The 26,517-nt window shown below is 72.4% G+C and carries 24 protein-coding genes; 10 read left to right on the top strand and 14 right to left on the bottom strand.

The genetic code is table 11. The annotated features are described in order from the left end of the window. Nucleotides 1-147: 147 nt before the first annotated feature. Nucleotides 148-1,116 carry an ADP-ribosylglycohydrolase family protein gene (locus DEI83_RS03625; RefSeq protein ID WP_111080395.1) on the top strand — a complete coding sequence of 323 codons (969 nt, stop codon included), beginning with the start codon at nucleotides 148-150 and terminating at the stop codon, nucleotides 1,114-1,116. Between the two features lie 83 nt (nucleotides 1,117-1,199). Here the strand turns inward: DEI83_RS03625 and DEI83_RS03620 are convergent, their stop codons facing one another. Beyond that, on the bottom strand, nucleotides 1,200-2,654 hold the full coding sequence (locus tag DEI83_RS03620; RefSeq protein WP_111080394.1) for an APC family permease: 1,455 nt from the start codon (nucleotides 2,652-2,654) through the stop codon (nucleotides 1,200-1,202). A 96-nt stretch (nucleotides 2,655-2,750) separates the two neighbouring features. Here DEI83_RS03620 and DEI83_RS03615 point away from each other — a divergent pair, with 96 nt between their 5' ends. Continuing rightward, nucleotides 2,751-3,179 (top strand): DUF6892 domain-containing protein, encoded by a 429-nt coding sequence (locus DEI83_RS03615; protein ID WP_111080393.1) that lies wholly within the window; start codon nucleotides 2,751-2,753, stop codon nucleotides 3,177-3,179. Between the two features lie 130 nt (nucleotides 3,180-3,309). Here the strand turns inward: DEI83_RS03615 and DEI83_RS03610 are convergent, their stop codons facing one another. Next, entirely contained in the window at nucleotides 3,310-3,945 is a 636-nt protein-coding gene (locus DEI83_RS03610; protein ID WP_258371045.1) for a uracil-DNA glycosylase, read from the bottom strand. 7 nt (nucleotides 3,946-3,952) lie between these two features. After that, nucleotides 3,953-5,152 (bottom strand): glycosyltransferase, encoded by a 1,200-nt coding sequence (locus DEI83_RS03605; protein WP_111080392.1) that lies wholly within the window; start codon nucleotides 5,150-5,152, stop codon nucleotides 3,953-3,955. A 168-nt stretch (nucleotides 5,153-5,320) separates the two neighbouring features. Here DEI83_RS03605 and ligD point away from each other — a divergent pair, with 168 nt between their 5' ends. Next, nucleotides 5,321-6,340: a non-homologous end-joining DNA ligase gene (gene ligD / locus DEI83_RS03600; protein WP_111080391.1), complete on the top strand. Its 1,020-nt coding sequence runs from the start codon at nucleotides 5,321-5,323 to the stop codon at nucleotides 6,338-6,340. Here ligD and DEI83_RS15810 read toward each other — a convergent pair. The 3 genes from DEI83_RS15810 to DEI83_RS03595 all read right to left on the bottom strand — a co-directional run bounded on the left by DEI83_RS15810 (nucleotide 6,337) and on the right by DEI83_RS03595 (nucleotide 7,836). Beyond that, nucleotides 6,337-6,486 carry a hypothetical protein gene (locus tag DEI83_RS15810; RefSeq protein ID WP_181431054.1) on the bottom strand — a complete coding sequence of 50 codons (150 nt, stop codon included), beginning with the start codon at nucleotides 6,484-6,486 and terminating at the stop codon, nucleotides 6,337-6,339. The two genes, ligD and DEI83_RS15810, sit on opposite strands and share 4 nt — an antisense overlap. Further along, nucleotides 6,483-6,644, bottom strand: a complete 162-nt coding sequence (locus DEI83_RS15805; protein ID WP_181431053.1) for a hypothetical protein — start codon at nucleotides 6,642-6,644, stop codon at nucleotides 6,483-6,485. The genes DEI83_RS15810 and DEI83_RS15805 overlap by 4 nt, the downstream gene beginning before the upstream one ends. A 145-nt stretch (nucleotides 6,645-6,789) precedes the next feature. Beyond that, complete coding sequence (locus DEI83_RS03595; protein WP_111080390.1) at nucleotides 6,790-7,836, bottom strand: ATP-dependent DNA ligase; 1,047 nt, start codon at nucleotides 7,834-7,836, stop codon at nucleotides 6,790-6,792. Between the two features lie 86 nt (nucleotides 7,837-7,922). Between DEI83_RS03595 and DEI83_RS03590 the strand changes: the two genes are divergently transcribed. Further along, nucleotides 7,923-8,942, top strand: a complete 1,020-nt coding sequence (locus DEI83_RS03590) for an MBL fold metallo-hydrolase (protein ID WP_181431052.1) — start codon at nucleotides 7,923-7,925, stop codon at nucleotides 8,940-8,942. Nucleotides 8,943-9,042: 100 nt separating this feature from the next. Here DEI83_RS03590 and DEI83_RS03585 read toward each other — a convergent pair whose 3' ends face one another. The 3 genes from DEI83_RS03585 to DEI83_RS03575 form a co-directional block, all read right to left on the bottom strand. Continuing rightward, nucleotides 9,043-10,752: a putative Ig domain-containing protein gene (locus tag DEI83_RS03585; RefSeq protein ID WP_111080389.1), complete on the bottom strand. Its 1,710-nt coding sequence runs from the start codon at nucleotides 10,750-10,752 to the stop codon at nucleotides 9,043-9,045. Nucleotides 10,753-11,063: 311 nt separating this feature from the next. Continuing rightward, a complete protein-coding gene (locus DEI83_RS03580; protein ID WP_111080388.1) occupies nucleotides 11,064-12,884 on the bottom strand; it encodes a putative Ig domain-containing protein in 1,821 nt (606 codons plus the stop codon). A 166-nt stretch (nucleotides 12,885-13,050) separates the two neighbouring features. Then, on the bottom strand, nucleotides 13,051-13,953 hold the full coding sequence (locus DEI83_RS03575; protein WP_111080387.1) for a LysR substrate-binding domain-containing protein: 903 nt from the start codon (nucleotides 13,951-13,953) through the stop codon (nucleotides 13,051-13,053). Nucleotides 13,954-14,035: 82 nt separating this feature from the next. Here DEI83_RS03575 and DEI83_RS03570 point away from each other — a divergent pair, with 82 nt between their 5' ends. Next, nucleotides 14,036-17,500, top strand: coding sequence for a proline dehydrogenase family protein (locus tag DEI83_RS03570; RefSeq protein WP_111080386.1), 3,465 nt, complete (start codon nucleotides 14,036-14,038; stop codon nucleotides 17,498-17,500). Between the two features lie 343 nt (nucleotides 17,501-17,843). On the opposite strand, the gene DEI83_RS03565 is transcribed toward DEI83_RS03570, so the two are convergent. Continuing rightward, nucleotides 17,844-18,470 carry a QsdR family transcriptional regulator gene (locus tag DEI83_RS03565; RefSeq protein ID WP_181431051.1) on the bottom strand — a complete coding sequence of 209 codons (627 nt, stop codon included), beginning with the start codon at nucleotides 18,468-18,470 and terminating at the stop codon, nucleotides 17,844-17,846. Nucleotides 18,471-18,533: 63 nt separating this feature from the next. Here DEI83_RS03565 and DEI83_RS03560 point away from each other — a divergent pair, with 63 nt between their 5' ends. After that, complete coding sequence (locus DEI83_RS03560; RefSeq protein WP_111080385.1) at nucleotides 18,534-19,727, top strand: acyl-CoA dehydrogenase family protein; 1,194 nt, start codon at nucleotides 18,534-18,536, stop codon at nucleotides 19,725-19,727. A gap of 21 nt (nucleotides 19,728-19,748) precedes the next feature. Here the strand turns inward: DEI83_RS03560 and DEI83_RS03555 are convergent, their stop codons facing one another. Beyond that, the gene (locus DEI83_RS03555) at nucleotides 19,749-20,627 is read right to left on the bottom strand and encodes a patatin-like phospholipase family protein (protein WP_111080384.1); all 879 of its coding nucleotides are present in this window, start codon (nucleotides 20,625-20,627) and stop codon (nucleotides 19,749-19,751) included. Between the two features lie 160 nt (nucleotides 20,628-20,787). Here DEI83_RS03555 and DEI83_RS03550 point away from each other — a divergent pair, with 160 nt between their 5' ends. Then, the gene (locus DEI83_RS03550) at nucleotides 20,788-21,612 is read left to right on the top strand and encodes a GAF domain-containing protein (RefSeq protein ID WP_146243227.1); all 825 of its coding nucleotides are present in this window, start codon (nucleotides 20,788-20,790) and stop codon (nucleotides 21,610-21,612) included. 40 nt (nucleotides 21,613-21,652) lie between these two features. Beyond that, on the top strand, nucleotides 21,653-21,853 hold the full coding sequence (locus DEI83_RS03545; RefSeq protein ID WP_111080382.1) for a hypothetical protein: 201 nt from the start codon (nucleotides 21,653-21,655) through the stop codon (nucleotides 21,851-21,853). A 6-nt stretch (nucleotides 21,854-21,859) separates the two neighbouring features. On the opposite strand, the gene DEI83_RS03540 is transcribed toward DEI83_RS03545, so the two are convergent. Together DEI83_RS03540 and DEI83_RS03535 are read right to left on the bottom strand one after the other, a co-directional pair. Continuing rightward, nucleotides 21,860-22,891: an NADPH:quinone reductase gene (locus DEI83_RS03540; RefSeq protein ID WP_111080381.1), complete on the bottom strand. Its 1,032-nt coding sequence runs from the start codon at nucleotides 22,889-22,891 to the stop codon at nucleotides 21,860-21,862. A gap of 49 nt (nucleotides 22,892-22,940) precedes the next feature. Beyond that, complete coding sequence (locus DEI83_RS03535; RefSeq protein WP_111080380.1) at nucleotides 22,941-23,306, bottom strand: helix-turn-helix domain-containing protein; 366 nt, start codon at nucleotides 23,304-23,306, stop codon at nucleotides 22,941-22,943. Nucleotides 23,307-23,419: 113 nt separating this feature from the next. Between DEI83_RS03535 and DEI83_RS03530 the strand changes: the two genes are divergently transcribed. Continuing rightward, nucleotides 23,420-24,067 carry an NAD(P)-dependent oxidoreductase gene (locus tag DEI83_RS03530; protein WP_111080379.1) on the top strand — a complete coding sequence of 216 codons (648 nt, stop codon included), beginning with the start codon at nucleotides 23,420-23,422 and terminating at the stop codon, nucleotides 24,065-24,067. 136 nt (nucleotides 24,068-24,203) lie between these two features. Here the strand turns inward: DEI83_RS03530 and DEI83_RS03525 are convergent, their stop codons facing one another. Continuing rightward, nucleotides 24,204-25,529: an MFS transporter gene (locus DEI83_RS03525; RefSeq protein WP_375334640.1), complete on the bottom strand. Its 1,326-nt coding sequence runs from the start codon at nucleotides 25,527-25,529 to the stop codon at nucleotides 24,204-24,206. Nucleotides 25,530-25,652: 123 nt separating this feature from the next. Here DEI83_RS03525 and DEI83_RS03520 point away from each other — a divergent pair, with 123 nt between their 5' ends. Further along, nucleotides 25,653-26,510, top strand: a complete 858-nt coding sequence (locus DEI83_RS03520) for a LysR substrate-binding domain-containing protein (protein WP_111080377.1) — start codon at nucleotides 25,653-25,655, stop codon at nucleotides 26,508-26,510. The last annotated feature ends 7 nt before the right edge of the window (nucleotides 26,511-26,517 follow it).

The raw sequence follows: 26,517 nt of genomic DNA, 5'->3' as shown, positions 1-26,517 counted from the left end.
CGGGTCCTCCGTCAGGGTGGGCGGGTCGGAACGGGATCGGACGGGTCGGGCACCCTCCGGTACCACGAGGCTAAGCGCTCCTGCTGGACGGCGGGCGTGCCGACATGCCCCCGGTTCGCGGCACTACCGTGGGGCGCGGAGGGAACGATGGACACAGCGATGCAGGACCGGGCGCTCGGCGCCGTGTTGGCGAGTGCGTGCGGGGACGCGCTCGGAGCCCCGTACGAGTTCGGTCCGCCACTGGCGGCCGACCACCCGGTCGAGATGCGCGGCGGCGGGCCGTTCGGTTGGGGGCCGGGGGAGTGGACCGACGACACCAGCATGGCGATCCCGGTCCTCGAAGCGGTCGCGAACGGCGCTCGGTGGAACGAGACCCGGACCCACGGACGGCTCCTGGCCGCGTGGTCGGATTGGGCGCAGGACGCTCCCGACGTCGGCGCGCAGACCCGTGCCGTCCTCGGCCGGATGACCGCGAACACCGAGGACGCCGCGAAGGCCGCCGCTCGGGCCGTGCACGACCAGCGCGGACAGTCGGCGGGGAACGGCTCGCTCATGCGGACGACACCACTCGTGCTCGGGTTCCTCGGCGACGGCACGAAGCGCTCCCTCGCCGTCGCCGCCCGGCGGGTGAGCGACCTCACGCACCACGAGGACGACGCTGGCGACGCCTGCGTGCTCTGGACGGTGGCGATCCGGCACGCCATCCGCCGCGGGCGGCTCGACGTCCGCCGAGGGGTGCCGCTGCTGCCGCGGGAACGCCGCACCCTGTGGCTCGACCGGATCGCGGAGGCCGAGGCCTCGACGCCGGCGGACCACACCGGACGGAACGGCTGGGTCGTCGCGTCGCTGCAGGGCGCCGTCGCGGCGATCACGCACGGGGACGGCGTCGTCGACACCCTCGAGCGGGCCGTCCGCGGGGGTGGGGACACCGACACCGTCGCCGCGATCACCGGCGGACTGGCCGGAGCGCTCGCCGGGGCGTCGGCGCTGCCCGAGCGCTGGACCGTGCTCGTGCACGGGTGGCCGGGCAAGCGGCTCGACTGGGTTCGGGCGCTGGCCGTCCGGGCGATCGAGCGGACCCCGGGCCCGCTCGGGCTGCCGGCCCGCCGGGCCTGAGCCGGGTGGGCCTGAGTCGGGCGGGCCACCGGGGTCGTCGGTGCCGTCGGTGCGCCGGGCTGAGCCCGGCGCACGGGTCCGGGTCAGCGGTGGTCGTCGCTGCGGTCGCGCTGTACGGCGGTCGGCTCCGTGACGAGGCCGGTCGGCGCCTTGTCCGCGACCTTGCGGCCGTGCGTGAACCAGGTCACGAGCCACAGCACGACGCCGAGCGCGAGCAGCGCCCCGGCGATCTGGTACTGCTCACCGGCGCGGCCCGACGAGAACGGCAGCACCAGCCACAGGCACGCCACCACCCCGATGACGGGGAGGACGACGCCCGCCCTAAAGTGCTTGTGCCCGACCTTGTCCCGTCGCAGCACGAGCACCGAGGTGTTGACGACCGCGAACACGGCCAGCAGCAGCAGCGAGGTCGTCCCGCCCAGGATCACCACGATCGGCGACTCCGGGTCGAGCGACACCCAGCCGATGAGCACCAGGGAGATGAGGGTCGTGAAGACGATCGCGGTCGACGGGGTCCGACGCGTGGGGGAGACCCGTCCGAGGAAGCCCGGCAGCACGCCCTGCTTGCTCATGCCGTACAGCAACCGGGACGCCATCATCATGTTGATGAGCGCGGTGTTCGCGACCGCGAACATCGAGATGAACGGCAGGACCGCACCGATCGGGAAGTCCGGCGCCGCGGTCTGCACGACGGTCACCAGCGGGGTCTCGTTGCCCGCGAGCTGGCCGATCGGGACCACGGCGACGGCACAGATCGACACGAGGACGTAGATGACGGCGGTGATGCCGAGGCCGGTCAGCATCACGCGGGGGAAGATCCGCGACGGGTCCTTCGTCTCCTCCGCCATGTTCACCGAGTCCTCGAACCCGACCATCGCGAAGAACGCCAGCGACGTCGCCGTCGAGACGCTGAGCAGCAGGCTCTTGTCCTCCGGGGTCTCGAACATCACCACCCGCGAGAAGTCCGCGTTGCCCCCGGCGATGGCGGCGAAGCCCACCAGGATGACGAGCACGAGACCCGAGAGCTCGACGAGGGTGAGCACGACGTTGGTCTTCACGCTCTCACTGACCCCGCGGAAGTTCACCGCCATCACCGCGAGCATGAACCCCATCGCGATGAGCATCACCACGGTGTTCGGCAGCTCGAGCCCGAAGCCGACGCCGAGGTTCGCCGCGAACGCCCGCGACGCCGTCGACGCCGACGTGATCCCCGAGCACATCACGATGAAGGTGACGATGAACGTGACGAAGTGGATGCCGAACGCCTTGTGCACGTAGAGGGCGGCACCGGCCGTCTGCGGGTACTTCGTCACGAGCTCCAGGTACGAGAACACCGTGAGCAGCGCCACCGAGAAGGCGATGAGGAACGGCAGCCACGCAGCACCGCCGACCTCCGCCGCCACCTGCCCGGTGAGCGCGTACACCCCCGTTCCGAGGATGTCGCCGACGATGAACAGCAGCAGGAGTTTCGGACCGATGACGCGACGGAGCTCGGTCTGCTGCCCCGGGTCGTGCTCGGTCTTCGTGGTGGTCGCCATGCCTCACCCTGGTCCTGCTGACCGCTCCCTGTCCAGTCCCACAGGGAAATCCGCCGGCCCGGGCACGTGCAGCGGTCCGTCGATACGCTGCCCTGCATGGACGAGGAGTCGACGACCACCGAAGAACCCATCGAGTTCGCGGACTTCAACGCGAAGCTGCTCGTGCTCGACGTGCTCTGCTACGACCTCGACGTCATCGAGCCCTACGACGGGGACGACGACGAGGACGTCGTCGCGGACGAGGACGTCGACGGGCAGGACGACCGTGCGCGGGAGTACTACGACGAGCTCGACCTCCTGCCGTCGCAGCTCGACCTGGTGACGGAGCTCACCGTCGACTCGGACCTCGAGATCCTGCAGGACCTGCACCCCGGGTGGGACGGGTCCGACGACCGCTACGACCCGCAGAACTGGGACGACCTCGTCGACCTGCCGGCCCTCCGGGTCGTGTACGCGGCAGCGCCGTTGCCGGCGCACGTGTCCGAGGCGCTCACCGCGAAGGGCGTCGAGGTCCGCTCGGCCTGACGCCGACGCACCATGGGGCACCGCCCGCCTGCGACGCCTGACCGCGCACCGACCGGTCGAACACCGACCGGTCGAACACCGACCGGTCGAACACCGCCCGGCCGCACACCGCCCGGCCGCACACCATGCGTCAGCGCAGTTCGGCCAGCTGCGCGGTGAACTGCGCCGCGCCTCCCTGAGCGGGGTGCCGCACCGCGATCGCGTCGATGCCCGCTGCCGCCAGGGCACCCTGTGCCTTCCGCCCCACCGCGACGAACCGACGCGCTCCGACGGCCTCGGCCAGGGCGAGTGCGACGGGAGCGCCGTCCCGCACCTCGGCCGACCGCGGCGTCCGGTTCGTCAGCCGGTCCGGGGCGACGAAGGGGTGGTGCGGGAACACCGCCCACAGCACCGGGAGCGGGCCGTGCCATCCGCGGAGGGCGGCGTGCACCACCCGGGAGGACGCCTCCCACGGCGCGGTCGGGGCGTCGGGGACGGTGAGGGGGACGTCGGCGAAGAGCCCGTGCGGGTCCTGCAGCTCCCGCATGCTCGTGAAGGGCACACCGGTGTTCGTCATGCCACGCCACCCCGGAGCCTCCGCGACCAGGATCGTGTCGGCGCCCGGCCCGGACCGCTGCAGGTAGCGGTCGAGGTTCGCGCGCCGGAGGGCCCCCGCCCCGCCGACCCCGTCGACGTCGAACAAGCGCTCGGCGTCCGCCGCTGCCGGGACGGCGTCGAGCGCCGCCCAGAACGCCGCCAGGTCGACCGGTGCGGTGTCGAGCGTCACGTCGCCCTCAGCGTCCGAGGACCCGCAGGTACACGCGCTCGAGCCCGGCGGCCGACCGTTCCCAGCTCAGGCGCTCCGCGTGCTCGCGACCGGCGGAGGCCAGCGCGGCGGCGTACTCCGGCTCGGTCAGGATGCGCTGGATCTCCGAGGCCCAGACAGCGGGGTCGCGGGACTCGAGGACGACACCGGTCTCCCCGTCGACGACGGCTTCGCGGAGGCCGCCGGCAGCGGCTGCCACGACGGGCACACCGGACGCGGAGCCCTCGAGCGCCACCAGGCCGTAGGTCTCGGAGTGCGACGGCACCAGCACGGCTGCCGCCCCGCGGAACAGGAACGCCAGGTCGGCGCGCGACTGCGGCCCGATGAAGGTGACACGGTCGGCGATGCCCCGCGACTCGGCGAGCCGACGCAGTTCGGCCACGTGGTCGCCCGCCTCGCTCGAGGCGTCCCCGGCGATGACGAGGGTGGGACGGGCCTCCCGGTCGATGCCGGCGACGGCCTCGATCGCGAGGTCCAGGCCCTTGAGCGGTTGCACGCGTGCGGCGGCGACGACGTAGGGGGCGGCCGCACGGCGGGCACCGAGGCCGGCAGGTCGGAACACCGACCCGTCCACCCCCGGCGGGACGATCCAGACGCGCGACGGGTCGCCGCCGAGCCGGGCGCGGACGGTCTCGGCCTCGGCCTCGCTCACGACGACGATCGCGTCGGAGCCGCGGGCGAGCTGCTGCTCGCCGGCCATCCGCCCGGCCGACTCCGGTCGCTCGCCCTCCGACAGGGGCGTCGCGGCGTCGGCGGCGATCGAGTGGAAGGACTGCACGTGCGGCACGCCGCGATCACGGGCCACGGGCAGTGCGGCTGCGCCGGAGAACCAGTGGTGCGAGTGGAACACGTCGAACGGTCCGAGGGCGGCGAGTCCCTGTCGGAACGGTTCGATGAAGCCGTCGTGCTCGCCCTTCGGGACCGGTTCGGCAGGGCCGGCGGAGAGGAACCGCAGGCAGACCCCGGGGACGAGGGCCACGGAGTCGGGCTGCGTCGGAGCCGACCGGCGGGTGATGATGTCGACCTGGTGGCCGCGGTCGGCGAGGGCCTCGGCCTGGTGCCGCACGACGACGTTCATGCCGCCCACCTCGCCGGAACCCGGTTCGTCACCGGGGGAGGTGTGCAGCGAGACCAGCCCGATGCGCAGCGGTTCGGTCGTCGTGCTCACCGGACCAGCCTAGCGAGCGGGTGGTCGCGCCCAGGCCGCGGGACGCTGCTCCGGGCGCACAGGAGCGACGACGGCGGGCTGCCGGCCGGCGTCGTCCACCGGGTCGGACGGGAGGCCCGGGACGGTCCCGAGCACGTGCACCCGCGCCGAGGGAGTAGGTTCCGCAGCATGGCGACACCGGCGACGACGCTGACCGTACCCGGACCCGCTGGCGACCGGGAGGTCCGGATCTCCAGTCCGTCCCGCGTGCTCTGGCCGGACCTCGGCATCACCAAGCTCGACCTGGCGCAGTACCTCGTCGACGTGGGCGAGCCCTTCGTCCGGGCGAACGGCGACCGGCCGATCTCGCTGCAGCGGTTCCCGGACGGCGTCGACGGCGAGCAGTTCTTCTCGAAGAACCCGCCGAAGGGCGCCCCCGACTACGTCCGCGCCGTGACGGTGACCTACCCGAGCGCCCGGAGTCACCCGCAACTCGTCGTCGACGAGCCGGCCGTCGCGGTGTGGGCCGCGCAGATGAACACCGTCGTCTTCCACCCTTGGGCGTCCCGTGCCGAGGACAGCGACCACCCGGACCAGCTCCGCATCGACCTGGACCCGCAGCCCGGTACCGACTTCCACGACGCCGTCCCCGCCGCGCACGAGTTGCGGAAGGTCCTGGCCGAGGTCGGTCTGGAGGCGTGGGTGAAGACGAGCGGCAACCGTGGCCTGCACGTGTTCGCACCGATCGAGCCCGCGTACGAGTTCCTCGACGTCCGGCACGCGGTGATCGCGGCGGCACGCGAACTCGAGCGACGGATGCCCGAGCAGGTGACGACGGCGTGGTGGAAGGAGGAGCGCGGCCAGCGCGTATTCGTCGACTTCAACCAGGCGAACCGCGACCGGACGATGGCCGGCGCGTACAGTCCGCGCGCACTGCCGCACGCCGCGGTGTCGACCCCGCTCGCCTGGGACGAGCTGGACGCAGCCGACCCGACCGCGTTCACGATCCGGACCGTGCCCGAGCGGCTCGCCACGGTCGGCGACCCGTGGGAGACGATGTCCGCTGCGCCGCGGAGCATCGACCCCCTGCTCGAGTGGTGGCGGCGGGACCTGGAGGACGGCCTCGGCGAACTGCCGTTCCCGCCGGACTTCCCGAAGATGCCCGGCGAGCCGCCCCGCGTGCAGCCGTCCCGAGCCAGGAAGGCCTAGACGAGCGAGGAAGCGTCCTCGCGACGGACCCCGTCGTCCTCGACGCGGGAGGTCTGCAGCGGCAGGCCGACCGTGGCGGTGTGCAGTCGGGTGAGGCGCGACCAGGTGCGGCGGTTGCCCTGCGTGACGCCGTCGAGGACGATCATGCGCCGAGTCCGACCGTGACGAAGGCGAGCGCTGCGGCGGTGACGCCGGCGATGCCGCTGACGACCGCGCTGGTCTGGAGGGCACGCTGGTGACGCGCCTCGCGGACCTCGCTGAGAGGGCTGCGCTGTGCTCGGCGTACGAGGATCTCGTTGCTCATGTCCACTCCGATCCGTGATGTCGAGACGGTGGCGGACCACCGTTCCCCTGGTGTCTGGAATGCTTCCACAGTTTCACTAGTTCGGCTAACTACCGATGAGACCGGAGCGCCAATCGGACAACTGCTCGCCCGTTGCTGCGCCCCGTCAGGACAGGACGTCGCTGAGGTCGTACGCCGCCGGGACCTCCAGCTGGTCGAACCCGCACGAGCGCGCCTCGCGGTCCGGCCGCCACCGAGAGAACTGCACCGTGTGCCGGAACCGGTCGCCCTCCATCTGGTCGTACCGGACCGCCAGCACGCGCTCCGGTGCCAACCGGACGAAGGACGTGTCGCGACCGGACGAGAACCGCGACCGTTCCCCGTCGCCGGTGACGGGCCTCCCGTCCGCGTCCCGCTCGACGAGCGGCTCCAACTCGTCGACCAACTCGCGACGGCGCTTGTCGGAGAACGCGGACACGCCGCCGACCATCCGCAGCTCGCCGTCCTCGTCGTACAGGCCGAGCAACAGCGACCCGACGCCGGTCCCGCTCTTGTGGACCCGGTACCCGACCGCCACCACGTCGGCCTCGCGGTGGTGCTTCACCTTGAGCATCGTCCGCTTGGCCGGCTCGTAGGGACGACGCCGCGGCTTCGCCACCACCCCGTCCAGTCCCGCCCCCTCGAAGGTCGTCAACCACCGGCGGGCGGTCTCCACGTCGAGCGTCGTCCGGGTCACGAACAGCGGAGACGTCAGACCGTCCCCGAGTGCCTCGAGCGCCGCCCGTCGGTCGTCGAACGGTCGACCGGTCAGGTCCTCGCCGTCCAGGTGCAGCACGTCGAACGCGACGAACTGCGCGGGCGTCTCCACCGACAGCTTCGCGATCCGGGACGCCGCCGGGTGGATCCGCTGCGACAACGCCTCCCAGTCCAGCCGTTCGTGCCCGGGCTCGCCAGAGCGGACGATCACCTCACCGTCGAGCACGACCGGGTGGTCGCGACCGCCGAACTGGTCGCGGAACGCCTCGACCAGCTCCGGGAAGTACCGGGTCAGCGGCTTCGACCCGCGGCTGCCGATCTCGACCTCGTCGCCCTCGATCGTCACGATGCCGCGGAAGCCGTCCCACTTCGGCTCGTACCGCAGGCCGCCGGCGACGCTGTCGGGGTCGGGCACGGTGGCGACGGCCTTGGCGAGCATGGGCGCGATGGTCTCCATGCGGCCTGTCTACGCGCAGACGACGGGTCCGGCCTGGAGGCGCGACCCGGGCCCGCCAGGACGCCGTCGGTCGTTATGGTGGTCGCGTGTCGATCCCGCCGCCCGTCAGCAGCGTGCAGGCCGAGGCGCTCGCCGCCGGTGTCCTGCCGCCCGTCGAGGAGGTCCGGCCCGGCATCTGGACCGTCGCCGTCCCCTTCCGCAGCGGTGTCCCCGACGCGACGCTCGCGTACGTCGTCGAGGGTGCCGACGGATCGCTCGCGGTGATCGACCCCGGGTGGAGCGAGGACGGGGCGCTCGACGTGCTGTCCGAGGGGTTCCGGGCCATCGGTCGGGCCGTCGAGGACGTCACCCTGATCGCGGTCACGCACCTGCACGCCGACCACCTCGGTGCTGCCGCCCACGTGCGACGGGTCTCCGGCGCCCCGGTCGCGATGCACGCGGCGGAGGTCCGGGCGCTCGAGCACGAGCGTGACGACGCCGAGCAGGACGAGCGGGACGTCCGGACGTGGGGCGTGCCCGAGCACCTGCTCGGCGGGTTGCTGGCTGCGTGGGGGACCGGTCGGCGCATCGGCTCCGGCACCACGGGGGCTCCGGTCGCCGACCTGCTGCTCGCGGACGGCGACGTGCTGCCGATCCCGGGCCGGTCGATCCGCACACTGTGGACGCCGGGGCACACCGGGGGACACGTCTGCTTCGTGGACGAGCCGGACGGGCTGCTCTTCACGGGCGACCACGTGCTGCCGCGCATCAACTCCGGCATCGGACTCGGCGGCCGGACGGAGTCGAACCCGCTGCGCGACTCGCTCGACTCCCTGGCCGCACTGGCCGGGTTCGCCGCGTTCGAGGTCTGCCCGGGGCACGAGTACCGCTTCCGTGACGTCGTGTCGCGGAGCCGGGAGCTGGTGCGGCACCGGGACGAACGCACCCGGCACGTGGCGGACGCCCTCGACCGACTCGACCGCCCCACACTGTTCGAGGTGGCGTCCCGCGTGCCGTTCACGGGCGGGATCGGAGCGCTGTCGGGGTACCTGCTCGGCAGCGCTCTGCGGCAGACCGCGTACCACGTCGACCTGCTCGGTCGCGCCGACGAGGTCCGACCCGTCTGACCCGCCGGCGGGCAGCCGACCGATCGCGCTGCCGGACGGGAACGGCCCCGTCGATCCGTGACGGGATCGACGGGGCCGCGGGAGGAGCCTCCCGTCCGGGTCAGCGCTGGGCGCGACGACGGACGATGCGCAGGCCCACCATGGCCGCACCGGCGGCGAGCATGCCGAGCGCCCAGGGCAGGGCGTCGGTGCTGTCGGAGCCGGTGTAGGCAAGACGGCCGTGCGAGGCGGACCGGACCGGGACGGTGCCGATCGGGGCCGCGGCCGTCGGCGGGGTGACGATCGGGGGCGTCGCGACCGGGGCGGTGGCGGTCGGGACGACCTCGACCGGGAACGAGGTGGCGAACTGCTCCGACGCCACCGTCAGGGTGTGCGTCGACGCGTGCGGGAAGGTCACGTCCACGAAATTCGTGAAGCCCCCGAAATCCTCGTCGACCGTGACGACGTCCGACGCGACGTCGGACGTCACGGTGACCGGGGAGAGGTCACCCTCCTCGTCGATCACCTGGTTCCCGAAGCGGTCGACGATCCCGCCGTTCACCAGGAGGGTCCCGCCCTGGGCCACGGTGGGCTGTCCACCGGGAGTGACGACGGGCATGACGTCACCACCCTCCGGGCCGGTGCTCCAGTTGAGGTCGAGCGTGTCGATGTCACCGTCCGCGTCGATGATCCAGCTCCGGACGCTGCCCTCGCGGGCCGCGTCGTCCTCGAAGCCGAACGCCAAACCGTCCTCGATGAACTCGATGTAGTCGGCGCGGTCGGAGGCGAACACCTCGACACCGACCGGTGCTGCGGCGTCGACCGTCAGCTCGACGTACTGCGTGACGGAGTCGGTGCCGTTCGACGCGGTGACGGCGAAGTCGTAGGAAGACGCCCACTCGGCCGTCCCGGACAGGACGCCGGTCTCCGCGTCGAAGGTGATGCCCTCGGGAAGCTGACCCTCGGGGGTGTCTTCCGGGAACTCGGGGTCCGCTTCGAGCCCGTCGTAGAACCACGCGAGCGTCAGCTCCGGAGCGGGGAACCCGACGGTCCGGAAGGTGTACGAGAAGGCCTCGCCGGCGGTCGTCCCGAGGGGCAGGACGTCCTCGTCGGCATCGGTCCCGCCGACGACGGGCGCACCGGCGGCGTCGACGAACACCGGGGCCTGCCGCACGACGGCACTGCTCGTGGTCGCCGTCTCGTCGGTGTGCCCGGTCGAGGTGTTCTGCACGGTCACCGAGACGACCTTGCCGGCGTCCGCTGCGACCACGTCGTAGGTCGATCCCTGGTCGCCGGTCACGACGCCGTCGACGGACCACCGGTACGCGAGGGCGGCCGGGTCGGTGAAGCCCTTCGGCTTCGCGTTGAGCGTCTCACCCACCTTGGCGGTGCCGGAGATCGTGACGGTCGCAGCAGCCGCTGCCGCGGGAGCGGCCTCGGCGGGGCTGGTGGCGCTCGGCTTCGTGCTGGTCGACCCGGACGGCGCCGGTGCGGCGGTCACGGGAGCGATCGGGGTGGTGCCGCCGGGTGCGCTGGTCGCGCCGTCGGCGGGGAGGCCCGGCTCGGCCGGCGCGGTCGCGCCGGCTCCCGGGGTGGTGGCGTCTGCGCCGGGCGCGGTCGTGTCGGCTCCCGGGGTGGTGGCGTCTGCGCCGGGCGCGGTCGTGTCGGCTCCCGGGGTGACGGGGGCAGCGACCGACGAGCCGGTCGTCGGGGCCTCGGCCGCGGACGCGGTCGTGGCGGTCATGACACCGAGGCCGGTCGTGAGGCCGATCAGGGCGGTTGCGGTGCCGACGGCGCAGGCGCGTCGGACGAAGGAGGTGCTGCGGTGCACGGGTCTTCCCCCAGGTCGAGTCCGGCCGGGTGCCGGAACACAAGAGTTCACCGAGAATCCTCGGGTGGTCGGAGCGTATTGGGCTCTGAAGGTGTAACGGGACGCGCAACAGCAGAAGTACCCCGGGTTGGGGGTACGCATGCGTCGCCCGACACGGATCGTGCGGTTTCCCGCAAGCCGCCCGATCCGGTTCCCGCACGCTCGGTCAGGACGCGCCCCTCGTCTTCCCCCGGTCGGGCCCGTCGGCGCCACGCCCGCGCACGGGAGGAGGGGCGTGCCCACACGGACACGCCCCTCCTCCCGTGCGGTGGTCAGGCCCGCCGGCGGCGCGCCCGTACCGTGAGCAGCGCCACTCCCGAAGCGAGCAGGCCGAGCCCCCACGTGACCGGGCCCGTCGTGTCGGCGCCGGTGAAGGCAAGGCTGCCGGTCGTCCCGGTCGTTCCGGTCGTCCCGGTGGCGGTGGACGGGACCACCGTGACGGGGAACGTGGTCGAGACGCCCTGGCTCGTCACGGTCAACGTGTGCTTCGACGCGTGGGGGAAGGTGATCTCCGCGTTCCACCCAACCCGCTGAACCACGTCGGTCGCGACGTCACTCGTCACGGTGACGGGGGTCCTGCCGTCCCAGTCGCCGTCCAACGGGACGGTGATGTTGCCGAAGGCGTCGACCGGTGCTGCTGCGATCCGCAACGTCGAGCCCTGCGCGACGGTGGGACGACCGCCGACCTCCCGCTCGATCTCGTGCTGCGGTCCGTTCGGGAACCAGGTGCTCTCCACCGAGCCGTCGGGCTGGATGACCCAGGTGCGCTGCTCCCACCGGTCCCCGGGGCGGGTCACCGTCACGAGGGCGCCGACGGCCGGAGCGGGAGCCGTGCGGAGGTCGACGTACTGCACGGCCGTCTGCCCGCCGGAGGTCGCGACCACGGCGAAGGAGTAGAAGGCCGCCTGGTCGTCCGTGCCGCTGAGGACCCCGGTGGTCCGGTCGAGCGTGATGCCCGCGGGGAAGGAGGCACCGATGTCCGACGCCGGGAACGGCTGCCCGTCCGTCCGCAGGACCGAGTAGCGCACCGGCTCGTCGACGGGGCCGCCCGTGGCGCGGAAGGTGTGCGAGAACGGCTCGCCGGCCTGGGCGTGGAGCTGCACGGCGTGGTCCTCGGTCGTCCCGCCCGCGAAGGACAGTCCCCCGGTGTTCTCCGGGGGCGCGACCGAGAGCAGGATGCGCTCCGACAGCCCGCCGCCCGGGTGGTACGGCGTCGAGACGTGGACCCAGATCTGGTCGCGGAGCGGCGTCGAGGAGTCGAGCGTCCCGGAGATCACCCCGTTCGCCGACAGGGTGACGCCCTCGGGCAGCACGCTCGGGTCCGCCGTTCCGCCGATGGAGCCGTTCACGAAGAAGGACAGGTCCGGGTTGTCGGCCGGGGCGAGGTCCACGGAGAACGGCTCCCCGCTCGTGACGGGGATGACGCGTTGACCGTAGATGAACTGGCGGTCCGAGTCCTCGACGACGACCGGTGTGCTCGGTGCGCTGGTGACGGACGTGGGCGTCATGCCGGGAGCCGTGCCGGTGACGGTGACCGTGAAGGTGCCGTCGGCCTGCTCGGGGTCGACGATGTACGTCCGCTCGGTGCCCTGGTCACGGTTGGTGAGGACCGGGTGGTGGAAGTCCCACCGGTAGGTGAAGGTCGTGCCGGCGGGCCAGCCGGCGGTGTCCGCCGAGACGGTACGCCACGCTCGGGTCGTGCCGCTGATCGTGACGGTCCCGGCGGGAGTCGCCGTCGCGGCGGCGTCGTCGGTCGGCGCGGGGGTCGCCGCAGCGGGGGCGGCCGGGGCTGCAGCGGCCGGAGTCGTCGGTGCCGTCGGCGTGGTCGTCGGCGCCGGTGCAGCGGTCACGGCAGGAGCTGGCTCGGCCGGCATCTCGGCGGCGGCGCTGGCCGGGTCGGCAGCGGGGTCCGTGGTCGGGCTCGCGGTCGGTGCGTCGACGCTGGTGGAGGTGCCGACGCCGGTGGTCGGTGCGAGCTCGTCGGCGGAGGCGCTGGTGACGCCGATGCCGAATGCCGACGACGCCGCGACGATCGCGACGGCGGAGCCGATGGCCGCGATCCGGTGGATCGGCGGCAGGCAGGTCTTGTGCATGTGTTCCCCCCCTGGGATGAACGTGTGGCCGGGTCGCCCTGGTGGTGCCCGTGAGCTGATCGTAGGGTCGTCAGGCGCCCCGGGAAGGCCGTTCCCGGTCACGAATCCGTCACGGAAAAAACGGCTGGACAGTCGTCATGATCGGGGGTTTTCCGACATGGAGTGCTCAGCTTCGCGGTGCGTTCGCCGCCCGCTCGAGCGCAGCGCGGAACGCGGTCACCGCGGGGGACTCCGCACTCGCGATCCGCTGCGCCGTGAAGATCGTCCGACGGCCCGGTTCCGGCAACTCGAGCAGTCGGCAGCTCGTCGACCGACCGGCCCAGACCAGGTCGGGCATGAGCGCCACGGCGTTGCCCGACTCGATGAGCCGGATCTGCGCCTGCAGGTCCGCGGTCTCGTACCGGACGTCGGGCTCGAACCCGGCACGACGACAGGTCTGCTCGGCGAAGTGCCGGGAGGCGGCACCGCGCGGTTCCATCACCCACGGCAGGGTCGCCGCCTCGTCGAGCGAGGTCACCGGCCACAGCGCCGTCGCCACCGGTGGCAACGCCAGGCGCACCGGGTCCGTGGTCAGGTCGCGCCGGTCCAGTCCGGGGAAGCGGGGAGCGGCGTGCGCCGGGTACTGCTCGGCGACCACCATGTCGAAGTCCCGGGCCCAGGTCTCGTTGAGGGCCGTCTCCGGTTCGCGCTGCACCATCTCGACCCGCACGTCCGGGTGTTCGAGGGCCATCGTGCGGAGCGCGGACGGCATGAGGGCCAGCGCCGCCGACTGGAACACGGCGACCCGGATCCGCCCCTGCACGCTCGTCAGCGTCGACTCCACCGACGCCTGTGCGCGCTCCAGCGTGTCGAGCACCTCGCTCGCCGCTGCCACGAGGACCTCGGCCTGCGGAGTGAGCTGCAGGCGCCGACCGGCGCGGCGGAGGAGCTGGACGCCGGCCTCGCGCTCGAGCACCGCGAGCTGCTGCGACACCGCCGACGGGGTGAAGTTCATCGCCTCGGCGACCGCGGCCACGGTGCCGCGGATCGACAGCTCGCGCAGGAGCACCAGGCGGCGGACGTCGAGCATGCCGAAAGCGTAGCTGAGCTGAACGGAATGCATCAGGAAGAGTTGCTTCCGCTACCGAAAGAGCGCCCGTCACACTGTCCCCATGACCGACGTCCAGCCGCGCACCGACGCCGCCACCTCGCCCGCATCCGACGACCTCGCCGACGAGTCCGTCGCCCTCGTCCGGCAGTGGCTCGCCGAGGCCGAGACGTACCCGGTCGACGGCTCCGCGAAGCAGCTCGCCGGCGTCCTCGCCGACCCGAAGGGCCTGGCCTTCGCCGTCGGGTTCGTCGACGGTGTCGTCCGCCCCGAGGACCTCGGCGTCGCCGCACGCAAACTGCGCGCCATCGCGCCGGACGCACCCGGCTTCCTGCCGGCCGCGCTCCGCGGCCTGGTGCGCCTCGGCGGCGGACTGGCACCGAGCCTCCCGGGTGTCGTCGTCCCCGTCGCCCGACGGGTCCTCCGGAACATGGTCGGCCACCTCATCGTCGACGCCACCGACGCCAAGCTCGGTCCAGCGATCGCGAAGATCAAGCAGGACGGCATCCGCCTCAACGTGAACCTGCTCGGGGAAGCCGTGCTCGGCGAGCGCGAAGCTGCCAGGCGCCTCGCCGGCACGCACGCGCTGCTGAACCGCGGTGACGTCGACTACGTCTCGATCAAGGTCTCGTCGACCGTGCACCCGCACTCGCCGTGGGCGTTCGACCACGCCGTCGAGGACATCGTCGGGCAGCTCCGTCCGCTGTTCGAGCGTGCGGCAGCGGCGACGCCGAAGAAGTTCATCAACCTCGACATGGAGGAGTACAAGGACCTCGACCTGACGATCGCGGTCTTCACGAAGCTCCTCGACGAGCCGCAGTTCACCGACCTCGAAGCGGGGATCGTGCTGCAGGCGTACCTGCCCGACGCCCTCGCCGCGATGGAGCACCTGCAGGAGTGGTCCGCCGCCCGCCGTGCCCGCGGTGGTGCCGACATCAAAGTCCGGCTCGTGAAGGGCGCGAACCTGCCGATGGAGCAGGTCGAGGCCTCGGTGCACGGGTGGCCGCTCGCGACCTGGCACACGAAGCAGGACTCCGACACGAACTACAAGCGCGTGCTCGACTGGGCACTGACGCCGGAGCGGATCGCGAACGTGCGGGTCGGGGTCGCCGGGCACAACCTGTTCGACGTGGCACACGCCTGGCTCCTCGCCGGTGAGCGCGGTGTGCGCGACGGCATCGAGTTCGAGATGCTCCTCGGCATGGCGCAGGGGCAGGCTGCCGCGGTGAAGAAGACCGTCGGCTCGCTGCTCCTCTACACGCCGGTCGTGCACCCGGGAGAGTTCGACGTCGCCATCGCCTACCTGATCCGCCGGCTCGAAGAGGGCGCGTCGCAGGACAACTTCATGTCAGCGGTGTTCTCCCTCGCCTCGTCCCCGACGCTCTTCGCCCGCGAAGAGGCACGTTTCCGCGACTCCCTCGCTCCGCTCGCGCTGCCCGGCGGACTCGACGCTCCCGCGTCGCACCGCGTCGCCGACCGCTACGCGGCCGTCGAGCGTCCGGTCCCCGGCCACTTCGAGAACACCCCGGACAGCGATCCGTCCGTCGGCGCCGTCCGCGAGTGGGGCGCCGCCATCACCGAGCGGATCGCCACCTCCACGCTCGGCGTCTCCGCCGTCCGGGAGGCCCGCATCACCTCCGCCACGACCCTCGAGTCCGCCCTGCAGCGCGTCCGCGCCGCCGGCACGACCTGGGGTTCGTGGTCGGGCGCTGCCCGCGGCGCCGTCCTGCACGCCGTCGGTGACGCCCTCGAGGCGAACCGCGCCGCCCTCATCGAGGTCATGGCGTCGGAGACCGGCAAGACGGTCGACCAGGCCGACCCCGAGGTGTCCGAGGCGATCGACTTCGCGCACTTCTACGGCGAACTGGCCGCGTCGCTCGACGCCGTCGACGGTGCGTCGTTCACCCCCGCTGCGCTGACGCTCGTCACGCCGCCGTGGAACTTCCCCGTCGCGATCCCGGCCGGGTCGACGCTGGCCGCCCTCGCCGCCGGGTCCGCCGTCGTGCTGAAGCCCGCGCCGCCGGCCGCCCGCAGCGGCGCCGTGCTGGCGTCGGTGATCGAGACCGCCCTCGACGCGCACGGTGCTCCGGCGGACGTCCTGGCGTTCCTCGACGTCGAGGAGTCGGAGCTCGGCAAGGACCTCATCGCCTCGCCGCTCGTCGACCGCGTGATCCTGACCGGCGCGTACGAGACGGCCGAGCTGTTCCGGTCCTTCCGTCCGGACCTGCCCCTGCTCGCCGAGACCTCCGGCAAGAACGCCGTCATCGTCACCCCGTCGGCGGACCTCGACCTGGCCGTGAAGGACGTCGTCGCCTCGGCCTTCGGACACGCGGGGCAGAAGTGCTCGGCCGCATCGCTCGTCGTCATGGTCGGCTCGGTCGCGAAGTCCAAGCGCTTCCGGAACCAGCTCCTCGACGCGGTGTCCTCGCTGACCGTCGGCTACCCGACCGACCCGACGACGCAGATGGGGCCGATCATCGAACCGGCGTCGGGCAAGCTGCTCGACGGCCTCACGACGCTCGGCGCGGGGGAGTCCTGGGCGATCGAGCCGAAGCAGCTCGACGAGACCGGGAAGCTGTGGAGCCCCGGTGTCCGGCAGGGCGTCCGGCGCGGCTCGGAGTACCACCGCACGGAGTACTTCGGGCCGATCCTCGGTGTGATGGTCGCGGAGACCCTCGACGAGGCGATCGACATCGTCAACGAGGTCGACTACGGCCTGACCTCCGGCCTGCACTCGCTCGACCCGGGCGAGATCGGGACGTGGCTCCGACGCATCCAGGCGGGCAACCTCTACGTGAACCGCAGCATCACCGGCGCGATCGTCCGCCGTCAGCCCTTCGGCGGGTGGAAGAAGTCGGCGGTCGGTGCGGGCACCAAGGCCGGCGGCGTGAACTACCTGGTCGGCCTCGGCTCGTGGGCGCCCTCCGTCGCCACTGCGGGCTCGACGCCCTCGTCCGACGTGTCGGCCTTCGTCCGGGCGACCGGTGTGGCGTCCGAGTCCGTCGACCGTGCGATCGCCTCCGACGAGCTCGCGTGGACGTCCGAGTTCGGGACCGCGGCTGACGTGTCCGCACTCTCGGCCGAGCGCAACGTCTTCCGGTACCTGCCGTTCCCGAGCGTGCACGTGCGCCTGGGTGCCGAGGGCACGACCGAGGACCTCGTGCGGGTCGTCGCCGCGGCGCTCCGTGCGGGCACCTCCGTCGAGGTCTCCACTGCCGTCGCGCTCCCGGAAGCGGTGGCCACCGCGCTCCGAGCCCTCCCGGTCGTCGAGTCCGTGCGGCAGACCGAGTCGGACGAGACGTTCGCCGCTCGGATCGCTGCCGGCCCGTCCACGCGCGTCCGAGTCATCGCCGGGGACGCTGCCGCGCTCGCCGTCGGGACGGACGGGCGGCCCGACGTCGCCGTCTACGCGGAGCCCGTGACCGAGGCCGGCAGCATCGAGATGCTGCCGTTCCTCCGGGAGCAGGCGGTGTCGATCACGGCGCACCGCTTCGGGACGCCGAACCACCTGTCGGACGACCTCATCTGACGGCTGCTGCCGGCTCGACACCGCAGAACGCCACACAGCACCGCGTATCGTCGTGGTGCTGTGTCCGTTCCGCGGTGCGGTGCCGTGGGAAGGGCCCGGCGGAGGCACGGAGCAGCCGGTCGACGCTCCCCGGGTCCGCCCTCGGCGAGGCGTCGGTACAACGGGTGCATGTGTGAGTCGGTGCAGTGCCTGGTGTGTGGGAAGGCGACGTGGACCGGGTGCGGTGAGCACGTCCGCGAGGTCCTCCGTGGCGTCCGCCGTCGTGACCGCTGTCCGGGCCACGGAGTGCCGCGTTCGGTCGACGACGACGGGTTCCACTGAGCTGCTGGCTCACCACTGGCCGTCACCGTGCGGGGCGCAGGATGTACTCGAACGTCGTCCGTGCCCGCTCGGGGTCCGGCGTCTCGCCCGAGATCAGGTCCGCGTAGGTGAACGACTCCGAGACCCGGACGAGCAGCCGACCGAGTTCCTCGGGGGAGAGCGGCGACGGGTCGAAGGCTCCGGACTCCTGCTCGGTGGCGATCAGCGTCGAGACCACGGCGACGAACCGGCGCTGGACGTCGCTGTCCGTCGTCGTCAGGAGTCGCAGCGCACGCGCCGGCTCGCGGGTCAGGAACACGCGGAAGTACGGCGCCCGGATCAGGTCCGCGGTGAAGTGGTCGAGGACGTCGACGATGCGCGCGGCCCCTGCCGGCGCTGCCGCCCGGCCCGCGGCGTCGAGCGTCGGCACGGCCAGCGACCAGAGGATCTCGGACAGCAGCTGGTCCCGGTTCCCGACCCACCGGAACAGCGAGGTCCGGTCGACCCCGAGCGACGCCGCCAGTGCTCCCATGTCGATGCGCGCGCCGTCGATGAAGGCGTGGCGCGCGGACCGGAACGCGCGCCGGGACTCGGGGTGGGCCTCCAGTCGGGTGGCGAGCGCGCTCGGGACGAGCGCCGATCCGAGGGCGCCGAGTGGCTGTCTGCTCACGGTTCCCCCCGAGTCGTCGTCAGCGTCTTGCAACGTTTCCGAGAATGATGCATCGTTGGATCCATGTCAACGACGGCTGCGCAGACGCCTCTGCTGGAATCCGACTTCTACCGGTTCCAGGAGCAGCTGACCGACCAGGAGCGCGACTCCCTCGGTGAGCTCCGCGAGTACCTCGAGCGCGACGTCGCGCCGATCGCGGACGAGTACTGGGCCCGCGCCGAGTTCCCGAAGCAGGTCATCGCACCGCTCGCCGAGCTCGGCATGTACGGGCCCGGCGTGCCGCTCGTGCGTCAGTTCGAGAACTCGGCGGTGTACCGCGGCTGGGCGGCGCTCGAACTCGGTCGGGTCGACGCCGGCGTCGCGACCTTCATCGGCGTGCAGTCCGGCCTGGCGATGAACTCGGTCGCGGTCGCGGGCAGTGACGAGCAGCAGCGCGAGTGGCTGCCCCGGATGGCGTCCGGCGAACTCGTCGGGGCGTTCGGGCTGACTGAGCCGCTCTCCGGCAGCGACTCCGCCCGCGGCCTCCGCACCACTGCCCGGCGCGAGGGTGACACCTGGGTCCTCAACGGCTCGAAGCGCTGGATCGGCAACGCCACCTTCGCCGACGTCGTCGTCATCTGGGCGAAGGACGAAGCCGACGGCCAGGTCAAGGGCTTCCTCGTGACCTCCGACACCCCGGGGTTCACCGCGACGAAGATCGAGGACAAGATCGCGCTCCGGTCCGTGCAGAACGCGGACATCACGCTCCAGGACCTCCGCGTGCCGGAGTCGCGTCGTCTGCAGCGCGCCGACTCGTTCCGGTCCACCGCCGCGGTGCTCCGCCTGACCCGCACCGAGGTCGCGTGGCAGGCCGTCGGCATCTCGGTCGGTGCCTACGAGGCCGCCCTCCGCTACGCCCGGGAGCGGGAGCAGTTCGGCAAGCCGATCGCGTCGCACCAGCTCATCCAGGACCTGCTCGTGAAGTCCCTCATGAACATCACCGCGTCGATCGCCCTGTGCACGCAGGCGTCCGCGCTGCAGGACCAGGGACTCGGCGGCGACGAGCACTCGGCGATGGCGAAGGCGTTCGCCACGGCGAAGATGCGCGAGACCGTCGGCTGGTGCCGCGAGGTCCAGGGCGGCAACGGCATCGTCCTCGACAAGGGCGTCGCCCGGTTCTTCGCCGACGCCGAAGCGATCTACTCGTACGAGGGGACGCGGGAGGTCAACACGCTCATCGTCGGGCGCGCCGTCACCGGTCAGGCTGCGTTCGTCTGAGCTGATCCCCGCCGGGTCGGCTCAGCACCAGAACGCGACGATCCGGTCAGCGACCCGCTCCGCCTGCGCACGCCCGGCCTCCGCGGCGGGTCGCTGCGTGGACAGCGCCAGCGAGTTCGTGCCGAAGGCCCGCTGCGACGCCTCGTCGGCGACGAGGACCTCCACCTGCGAGCCGCCGTCGCGCAGCGTCGCCACGGCCCGGTCGAGCCACGGCCCGAGCGGGGACGGTCCCTCCGGGCTGCAGGCGATCACGAGCACGCGCTCGTACCCGGCCGCCACGTCCGCGTTGGTCGCCGACCTGGCTCCGCCGTCGACGTACGGGTGCCCGTCGATGCGCACCGGTGACCACACCATCGGTACCGAGCAGCTCGCGGCGACGGCCCGCTCGAGCGGGACGCCGTCCTCGGCGCGGAGGACACGGAAGGAGCCGTCGACGGCGTCGACCGCGGTCACCGCGTACGGGCGGTCCGGCCACTCGGCCGTGGGCAGCGTCTCGCGGAAGGTGGCCACGCGCTCGTCGTCGCTCTGTCCGCCGGTGACCTCCTGCGCGGCGGCGCCGATGCGTGCCCGGGCGTCCTGCTCCGAGGTGGCACCCTGCAGTGCGGCGGCGAACCGCTGCTCGACCGCGGTGACGTCGACGGGTGCGGGCTCCTCGTAGGTGGTCGGGAGCGGGCTCAGCTGCTGCTCGTAAGCCCCGCGGACCCCTCCGGCGCGGAGGAAGGCCCCGACGACGCTGCCGGCGCTCGTGCCGACCACGAGGTCCGCGGCCCCGAGGTCGGCCCCCGCGTCCTCGAGGGCGGAGAGGACGCCGAGCTCCCAGGCGATGCCGGCGACACCACCCCCTCCGAGCACGACTGCTCTGGTTCCGGGCGTGGGAGGGGGCGTTGCGACGTCGGTCATGCCTCCTGCATACCAAGCCCACCGATGAGCGGGCACCGTGTCGGTCCTGCCGGGCCCCGTCACGCGACGGACGGGAGGCCCGGACCAACACCGCCACGCGCCTCCCGACCGGTCCGGTCGTCGGTGTTCGGTCGTCGGTGGTCGGCCGTACCGTGCTCGTGTGGGACAGGGGAACGGACGGCGAGGGCGCGCCGGCGACGTGGCGCTGCCGATCGTCGCGGCGGCGCTGCCGACGGCGGTCTTCCAACTGCCGAACCTGGTCGGCGTGCCGGTCGGCCGCGCCTGGCTCGTCGTCTCGGGCCTCGTGGTGTTCGTCGCCGTCGTCCTCTGGCAGGTCCTCCGGGCCCGACACGCTGCACGGGCCCGTGCCTCCGCCGAGGAGACCGGTGCGGCTGCGCTCGCCGCGTACGAGGTCGCCGTGCAGTACGGCTTCGGGCAGATCGCCACGCGGTTGGCGCGGTTCTCCGGGCACGACCCGGTCGTCCGACGGACCGAGCTGAGCGCGTTCGCGGACCGGGCGGCCGCGGCCCTGGCCTTCTACCTGCTGCCGCACGTCCCCGACGTCCGGGCGAACGTGTACCTGCTCGCACCGGCGCTGGACGCCCTCGAACCGATCGGGCACGGTGGCGCCGGCGACACCGCCGGGACCTTCCGTGCGGGCACCCCGTACGGCGACCGGAACCTGGAATGGGTGCTGCAGGGCGGTCCGCCGCGGGTCGTCGGTGACCGTGAGTCCGACGTCGACGCCGAGGACGACGATCCCGAGTTCGAGCCGCGCTGGCGCTCCTACGTCGCGGTCGTGGTGCGGTCGGAGGACTACTCGTTCGGCATGCTCACCGTCGACAGTCCGGCGCCGGACGCGTTCGTCGACCTCGACGTGCGGAACGTCGCCGTCATCGCGGAGTTCGTCGCGACCGCCTGTGTGCTCGCCTTCCCACCGGTGCTGGACCCGGTGTCGGCGGCTGGCACGGAACCCGTCCGGTGAGCAGCGTCCTCGTGTCGGGGCCGAGACGTAGCATGACGCCATGACGAGCATCAGTCCGTCGGGCGCTGCCGGGTTCGGCCGCGCTCGGGTGACGCCGCCGCGATCCGTCGGCGGCGACGACCGGGACTACGACGACCCGCGCGTCGTCGCAGCCAACCTGCAACGTGCCGTCGCTGCCGCACGGACGCGGCTCGCTCGTGCGACGGGCGGGCGCGCGACCGGCGAGCACCGGCCGCGCTGACCCGTCCTACTCCACCGACTGCACGTCGACGAGCACCTTGCCGACCGCGTCGCCCTGCACCGCGTCGTGGGCCGCCGCGGTCTCCTCGAGCGGGAAGCGGATCAGTGCGAGCCCGGCGTCCTCGCCCACTGCCAGCACCCCGTCCTGCAGCGCAGCCGTGATGTCCTCGGCCGCCGCTGCGCGGGCGGCGTCGCCGATCGTGTACAGCAGCAGGAACTGGTAGCGCGCGTTGATGCCCATGTTCGGCCGGACCGGGATCGAGGCCGCGTCGCCGCCGTTGTCCGCGTACATCGAGACGACGCCGTGGTTCGCCAGGACCGCGGCGTCGAGGTCGGCGTTCGCGGGGATCGAGACCTCGACGACGATGTCCACGCCGTCCGGGGCGACTGAGCGGATGCGGTCGGCCGCACCGTCCTCGCGGTAGTTCACGGTGTGGTGCGCGCCGGCGGCGGTCGCGAGGGTCGCCTTGTCCTCGGAGCTGATCGTCGCGATGACGGTCGCACCGGCCCAGCGCGCGAGCTGGATCGCAGCGTGCCCGACCGCTCCCGCGCCGCCGGCGACGAGCACGGTCTTGCCGGACAGGGAGCCGGGGGACAGGCGGGTGGGGCCGTCCTCGTGCACGGTGAGGGCACGGTGTGCGGTGATCGCCGGGACGCCGAGGCTGGCACCCACGTCGAACGAGACGCCCTCGGGGAGCGGGACGACGCGGGCGGCAGGCATGACGGTGAACTCCTGCGCGGTGCCGGTCGGGCGGGACGCGGCGGCCATGAACAGCCAGACGCGGTCACCGACGGACAGACCCTCGACGCCGTCGCCGACTGCATCGACCACGCCGGCACCGTCCTGGTTCGGCGTGATCTCCGGGAACGGCAGACCGTCGCCGTACGTGCCGCCCTGCCGGGCCTTCCAGTCAGTGGGGTTCACCCCGGAGACGACGACGCGGATGCGGACCTCACCGGCGCCGGGCTCGGGGACAGGGCGGTCGGCGAGGGAGAGGACGGCGGACGTTCCGGGCTGGGAGTAGACGATGGATCGCATGCCTCCACGCAACCACCCGCGGTCGGCGACGATTCCAGACCGGGTGCGGTCAGGAGCGGGAGTCGTACCCCGTGCGTGCCTCGGCGACCCCGTCCATGTGGTCGATCGCCCACTGTTCGAGCGGCACGAGCACCGCGCGGAGTGACCTGCCGACGTCGGTGAGCTCGTACTCGACGTGCGGCGGGATCTCGGGGAAGACCGTCCGGGTGACGAAGCCGTCGCGCTCGAGGGCCCGGAGCGTCTGCGTGAGCATCTTCTGCGACACACCCTGCACCCGCGTCGCGATCGCGGAATACCGTCGCGGTCCGTCGGCGAGGGCACCGATCGTCAGGACGCTCCAGCGGTCCCCGATCCGGTCGAGGAGCTGCCGCGAGGGGCAGTCCGCCGCGTAGGGGCTGTACTCGAGCGCACTCATCCGGACCTCCGTCACGCACCGCGAGGTGCCTACTCACCAAAAGAGAGTAACACCCGTACAGTGAGTGACACGGCGCGCGATCGCGTCGGCACCACCACCACGAAGGAGCTCGTATGTCCACCATCGTCGTCTTCGGGGGTACCGGCTACGCCGGCTCCGCCATCGTCCGTGAAGCCCTCTCCCGCGGCCACGAGGTCATCGCCGTCGCGCGTGACACCTCCAAGCTCGACGCGGCCGAGCACCTCACCCTCGCCCAGGGCGACGCGTTCGACGCCGGCTTCGTCTCGGACGTCACGAAGGACGCCGACGTCGTCATCGTCGCCCTGCACGCGGTCCAGTCGGACGGTACCGAGTTGAAGGACCGGTTCCAGCACTTCGTCGACGCCGCGGCCGCTGCCGGTGCGCGCCTCGGCATCGTCGGCGGTGCCGGCTCGCTCCTCGTCGCCGAGGGCGGCCCGGCCCTCTACGACACGGCCGAGTTCCCCGACGCGTTCAAGGGCGAGGCGAAGAGCCACGGTCAGGTCCTCGAGTCCCTCCGCGCCGGTGGCACCGACGTCGACTGGTTCTACGTCAGCCCCGCCGCCGCCTTCGGCAGCTACAACCCGGGCGAGCGTCGCGGCACGTACCGCACCTCGGACGACGTCCTCCTCACCGACGCCGACGGCAACTCGGACATCTCGGGCGCCGACTACGCGATCGCGGTCGTCGACGAGATCGAGGAGCCGAAGCACCACCAGGCGCGGTTCGGCGTCGCCTACTGAGCGCAGGCACTCGCGTCACCACGGGACGGACGGGAGGCCCGTGACCGGCTGGTCACGGGCCTCCCGTCCGTCACGGCCGCCCCGCCGCTGGCGCGTCGGTCCGGTACCGGCGGCGTGGGGGGCGCGCCGTCCGCGGTCAGCGGTCGCCGACGATGGCCGGCAGCGGCAGGTGGTGGCGCATCCGCACTTCGAGGTGCAGGCCGCCTCGCCGGGCCAGGACGAGGGCGATCACCGCGGCCGCCGCGGCCGGCACGCCACCGGCGACCACCATCCCGACGTGCGCGCCGAAGTGGTCGACGACCTGGCCCATCACCGGACCACCGACGGCCTGGCCGCCGAGCAGTACGAGGACGTACAACGACATGACCCGCCCGCGGATCGCGACGTTCGACGACAGCTGGACGAGCGAGTTCGACGCCGTCATGAAGAGCAGCTGCGACAGGCCGACCACGACGAGCAGGACGGTGAACGGCGCGATGGTCGGCGCCGACCCGGCGACCACGAGCAACAGCCCGGTCCAGAACACCCCGCCGACGATGGTGCGCAGGCGCACCACCGCGCGACGGGTGGAGAGGACCGCGCCGGTCAGCGCGCCCACCGCGACGGCGGAGTTGAACAGGCCGTAGCCGCCGGCACCGACTCCGTACACGTCGGACGCGAAGGCGGACAGCAGCACCGGCATCGTCAGCGCGAAGACGGAGAAGAACGCGAGCAGGACGACGGGCACGATGATCGTCGGCTTGGCCGCGGCGTACCGCAGCCCCTCGACGAGCTGCCCCTTCGCCCGGGCGGCCGGCGGTGTGCGGTGGAGTTCGGAGACGCGGAGGAACCCGAGCGTCACGACCACCGCGACACAGGCGACGGCGTTGATGCCGAACGACCACCCGGCCCCGACGGCGACGAGCAGGATCCCGGACAGCGCCGGACCGATCATCCCGCCGAGCTGGAACACCGACGAGTTGACGCTGATCGCGTTGCGGAGGTGCTGGTGCCCGACGATCTCGGTGACGAACACCTGCCGCGCCGGGTTGTCGATCACGGTGACCATGCCGACCAGGAACGCGATCACCCAGATGTGCCACGCCTCCACCATCCCGGCCAGGGTGAGGACGGCGAGGAGCAGGGAGAGGACCGCGAAGGCGCCCTGCGTGATCATCATCAGCGCGCGCTTCGAGTACCGGTCGACGAAGACCCCGCCGAGGAGCCCGAACAGCAGCATCGGGGCGAACTGGCACGCGACCGTGATGCCGACCTGCGCGACCGAGCCGGTGAGCTGCAGCACGAGCCAGTCCTGGGCGATCCGCTGCATCCACCCGGCGGTCATCGCCACCAGGTTGGTGGCGGTGAAGAGCCGGAAGTTCGGCACCGACAGCGCGATGAAGGAGCGTCGCCACGGAGGGCGGGTCGTGCTGATCGGGAGCGGCTCGGTGGGTGGGTGGACGGTCGTCGGGGACGGACGCACGGTGTGGGGGACTCCGGCTGTCGAGGGCGGGAACGGTACCCGATCGAAACTAACCGTTCCGAACCCATTCGATCCTCCTATGATCGGCATCACTCCATTGCGATGTCGAATGAAGGGCCAGCCGTGCTCGATCCCGTCCTGCTCCGGACCTTCCTCGCCGTCGCCGAGACGAGCAGCTTCACGCAGGCCGGTGTCCGTCTCGGCATCAGCCAACCGACGGTCTCGCAACACGTGCGCCGGCTCGAGTCCGCGGTCGCCCGGACCCTCGTCGCCCGGGACACCCGCGGCGTGCGCCTGACCGACAACGGCGACGCGATGGCGGGGTTCGCCAGGACGATCCTCGCCGCGCACGCCACGGCGGATGCCTACTTCTCCGGGGTGGCCGCGCGGGGTCGTCTCCGGTTCGGCGCGGCCGACGACCTCGCGATCACGCAGCTGCCCCGCATCCTCCGCGACTTCCGGAAGCTGCACCCGCAGGTGGACCTCGAGCTGACGGTGAACCAGTCCGCACCGCTGCTCCGACGGGTGCACGCGGGGCAGCTCGACCTCGTCTTCATCAAGCGGACGGCGGGGGAGTCCGCCGAGGGCACCCGCGTCGCGTCGGACCAGATGGTGTGGATGGCCCAGGACGGCATCGCGCTCGAGGTCGATGACCCGGTGCCGTTGATCGCGTACCAGGCGCCGAGCATCAGCCGACAGATGGCCATCGACGCCCTCGAGGCCGGGGGCCGCACCTGGCGGATCACCTGCAACACCCGCGACGTCAACGGGGTGCTCGCCGCGGTCCGTGCCGGCATCGGCGTCGCGGTGTTCCCGCACTCGCTGATCCCGGCGGACCTCGTGAAGGTGTCGCAACGGCTGTCGCTGCCGGACCTGCCGGCGGTCGACTACGTCCTCATCGCGAACCCGACCGTGCAGCGCGAGCCGATCGAGGCGCTGACGAACGCGATCCTGTCGCGCGGCGTCGTCCGTGCCGTGTGAGGGGGTG

The sequence above is a fragment of the Curtobacterium sp. MCBD17_021 genome, from assembly GCF_003234525.1.
GTDB lineage: Bacteria > Actinomycetota > Actinomycetes > Actinomycetales > Microbacteriaceae > Curtobacterium.
The sequence above is the reverse complement of the archived record's forward strand: the minus strand, read 5'-3'. Positions and strand labels throughout refer to the sequence as shown.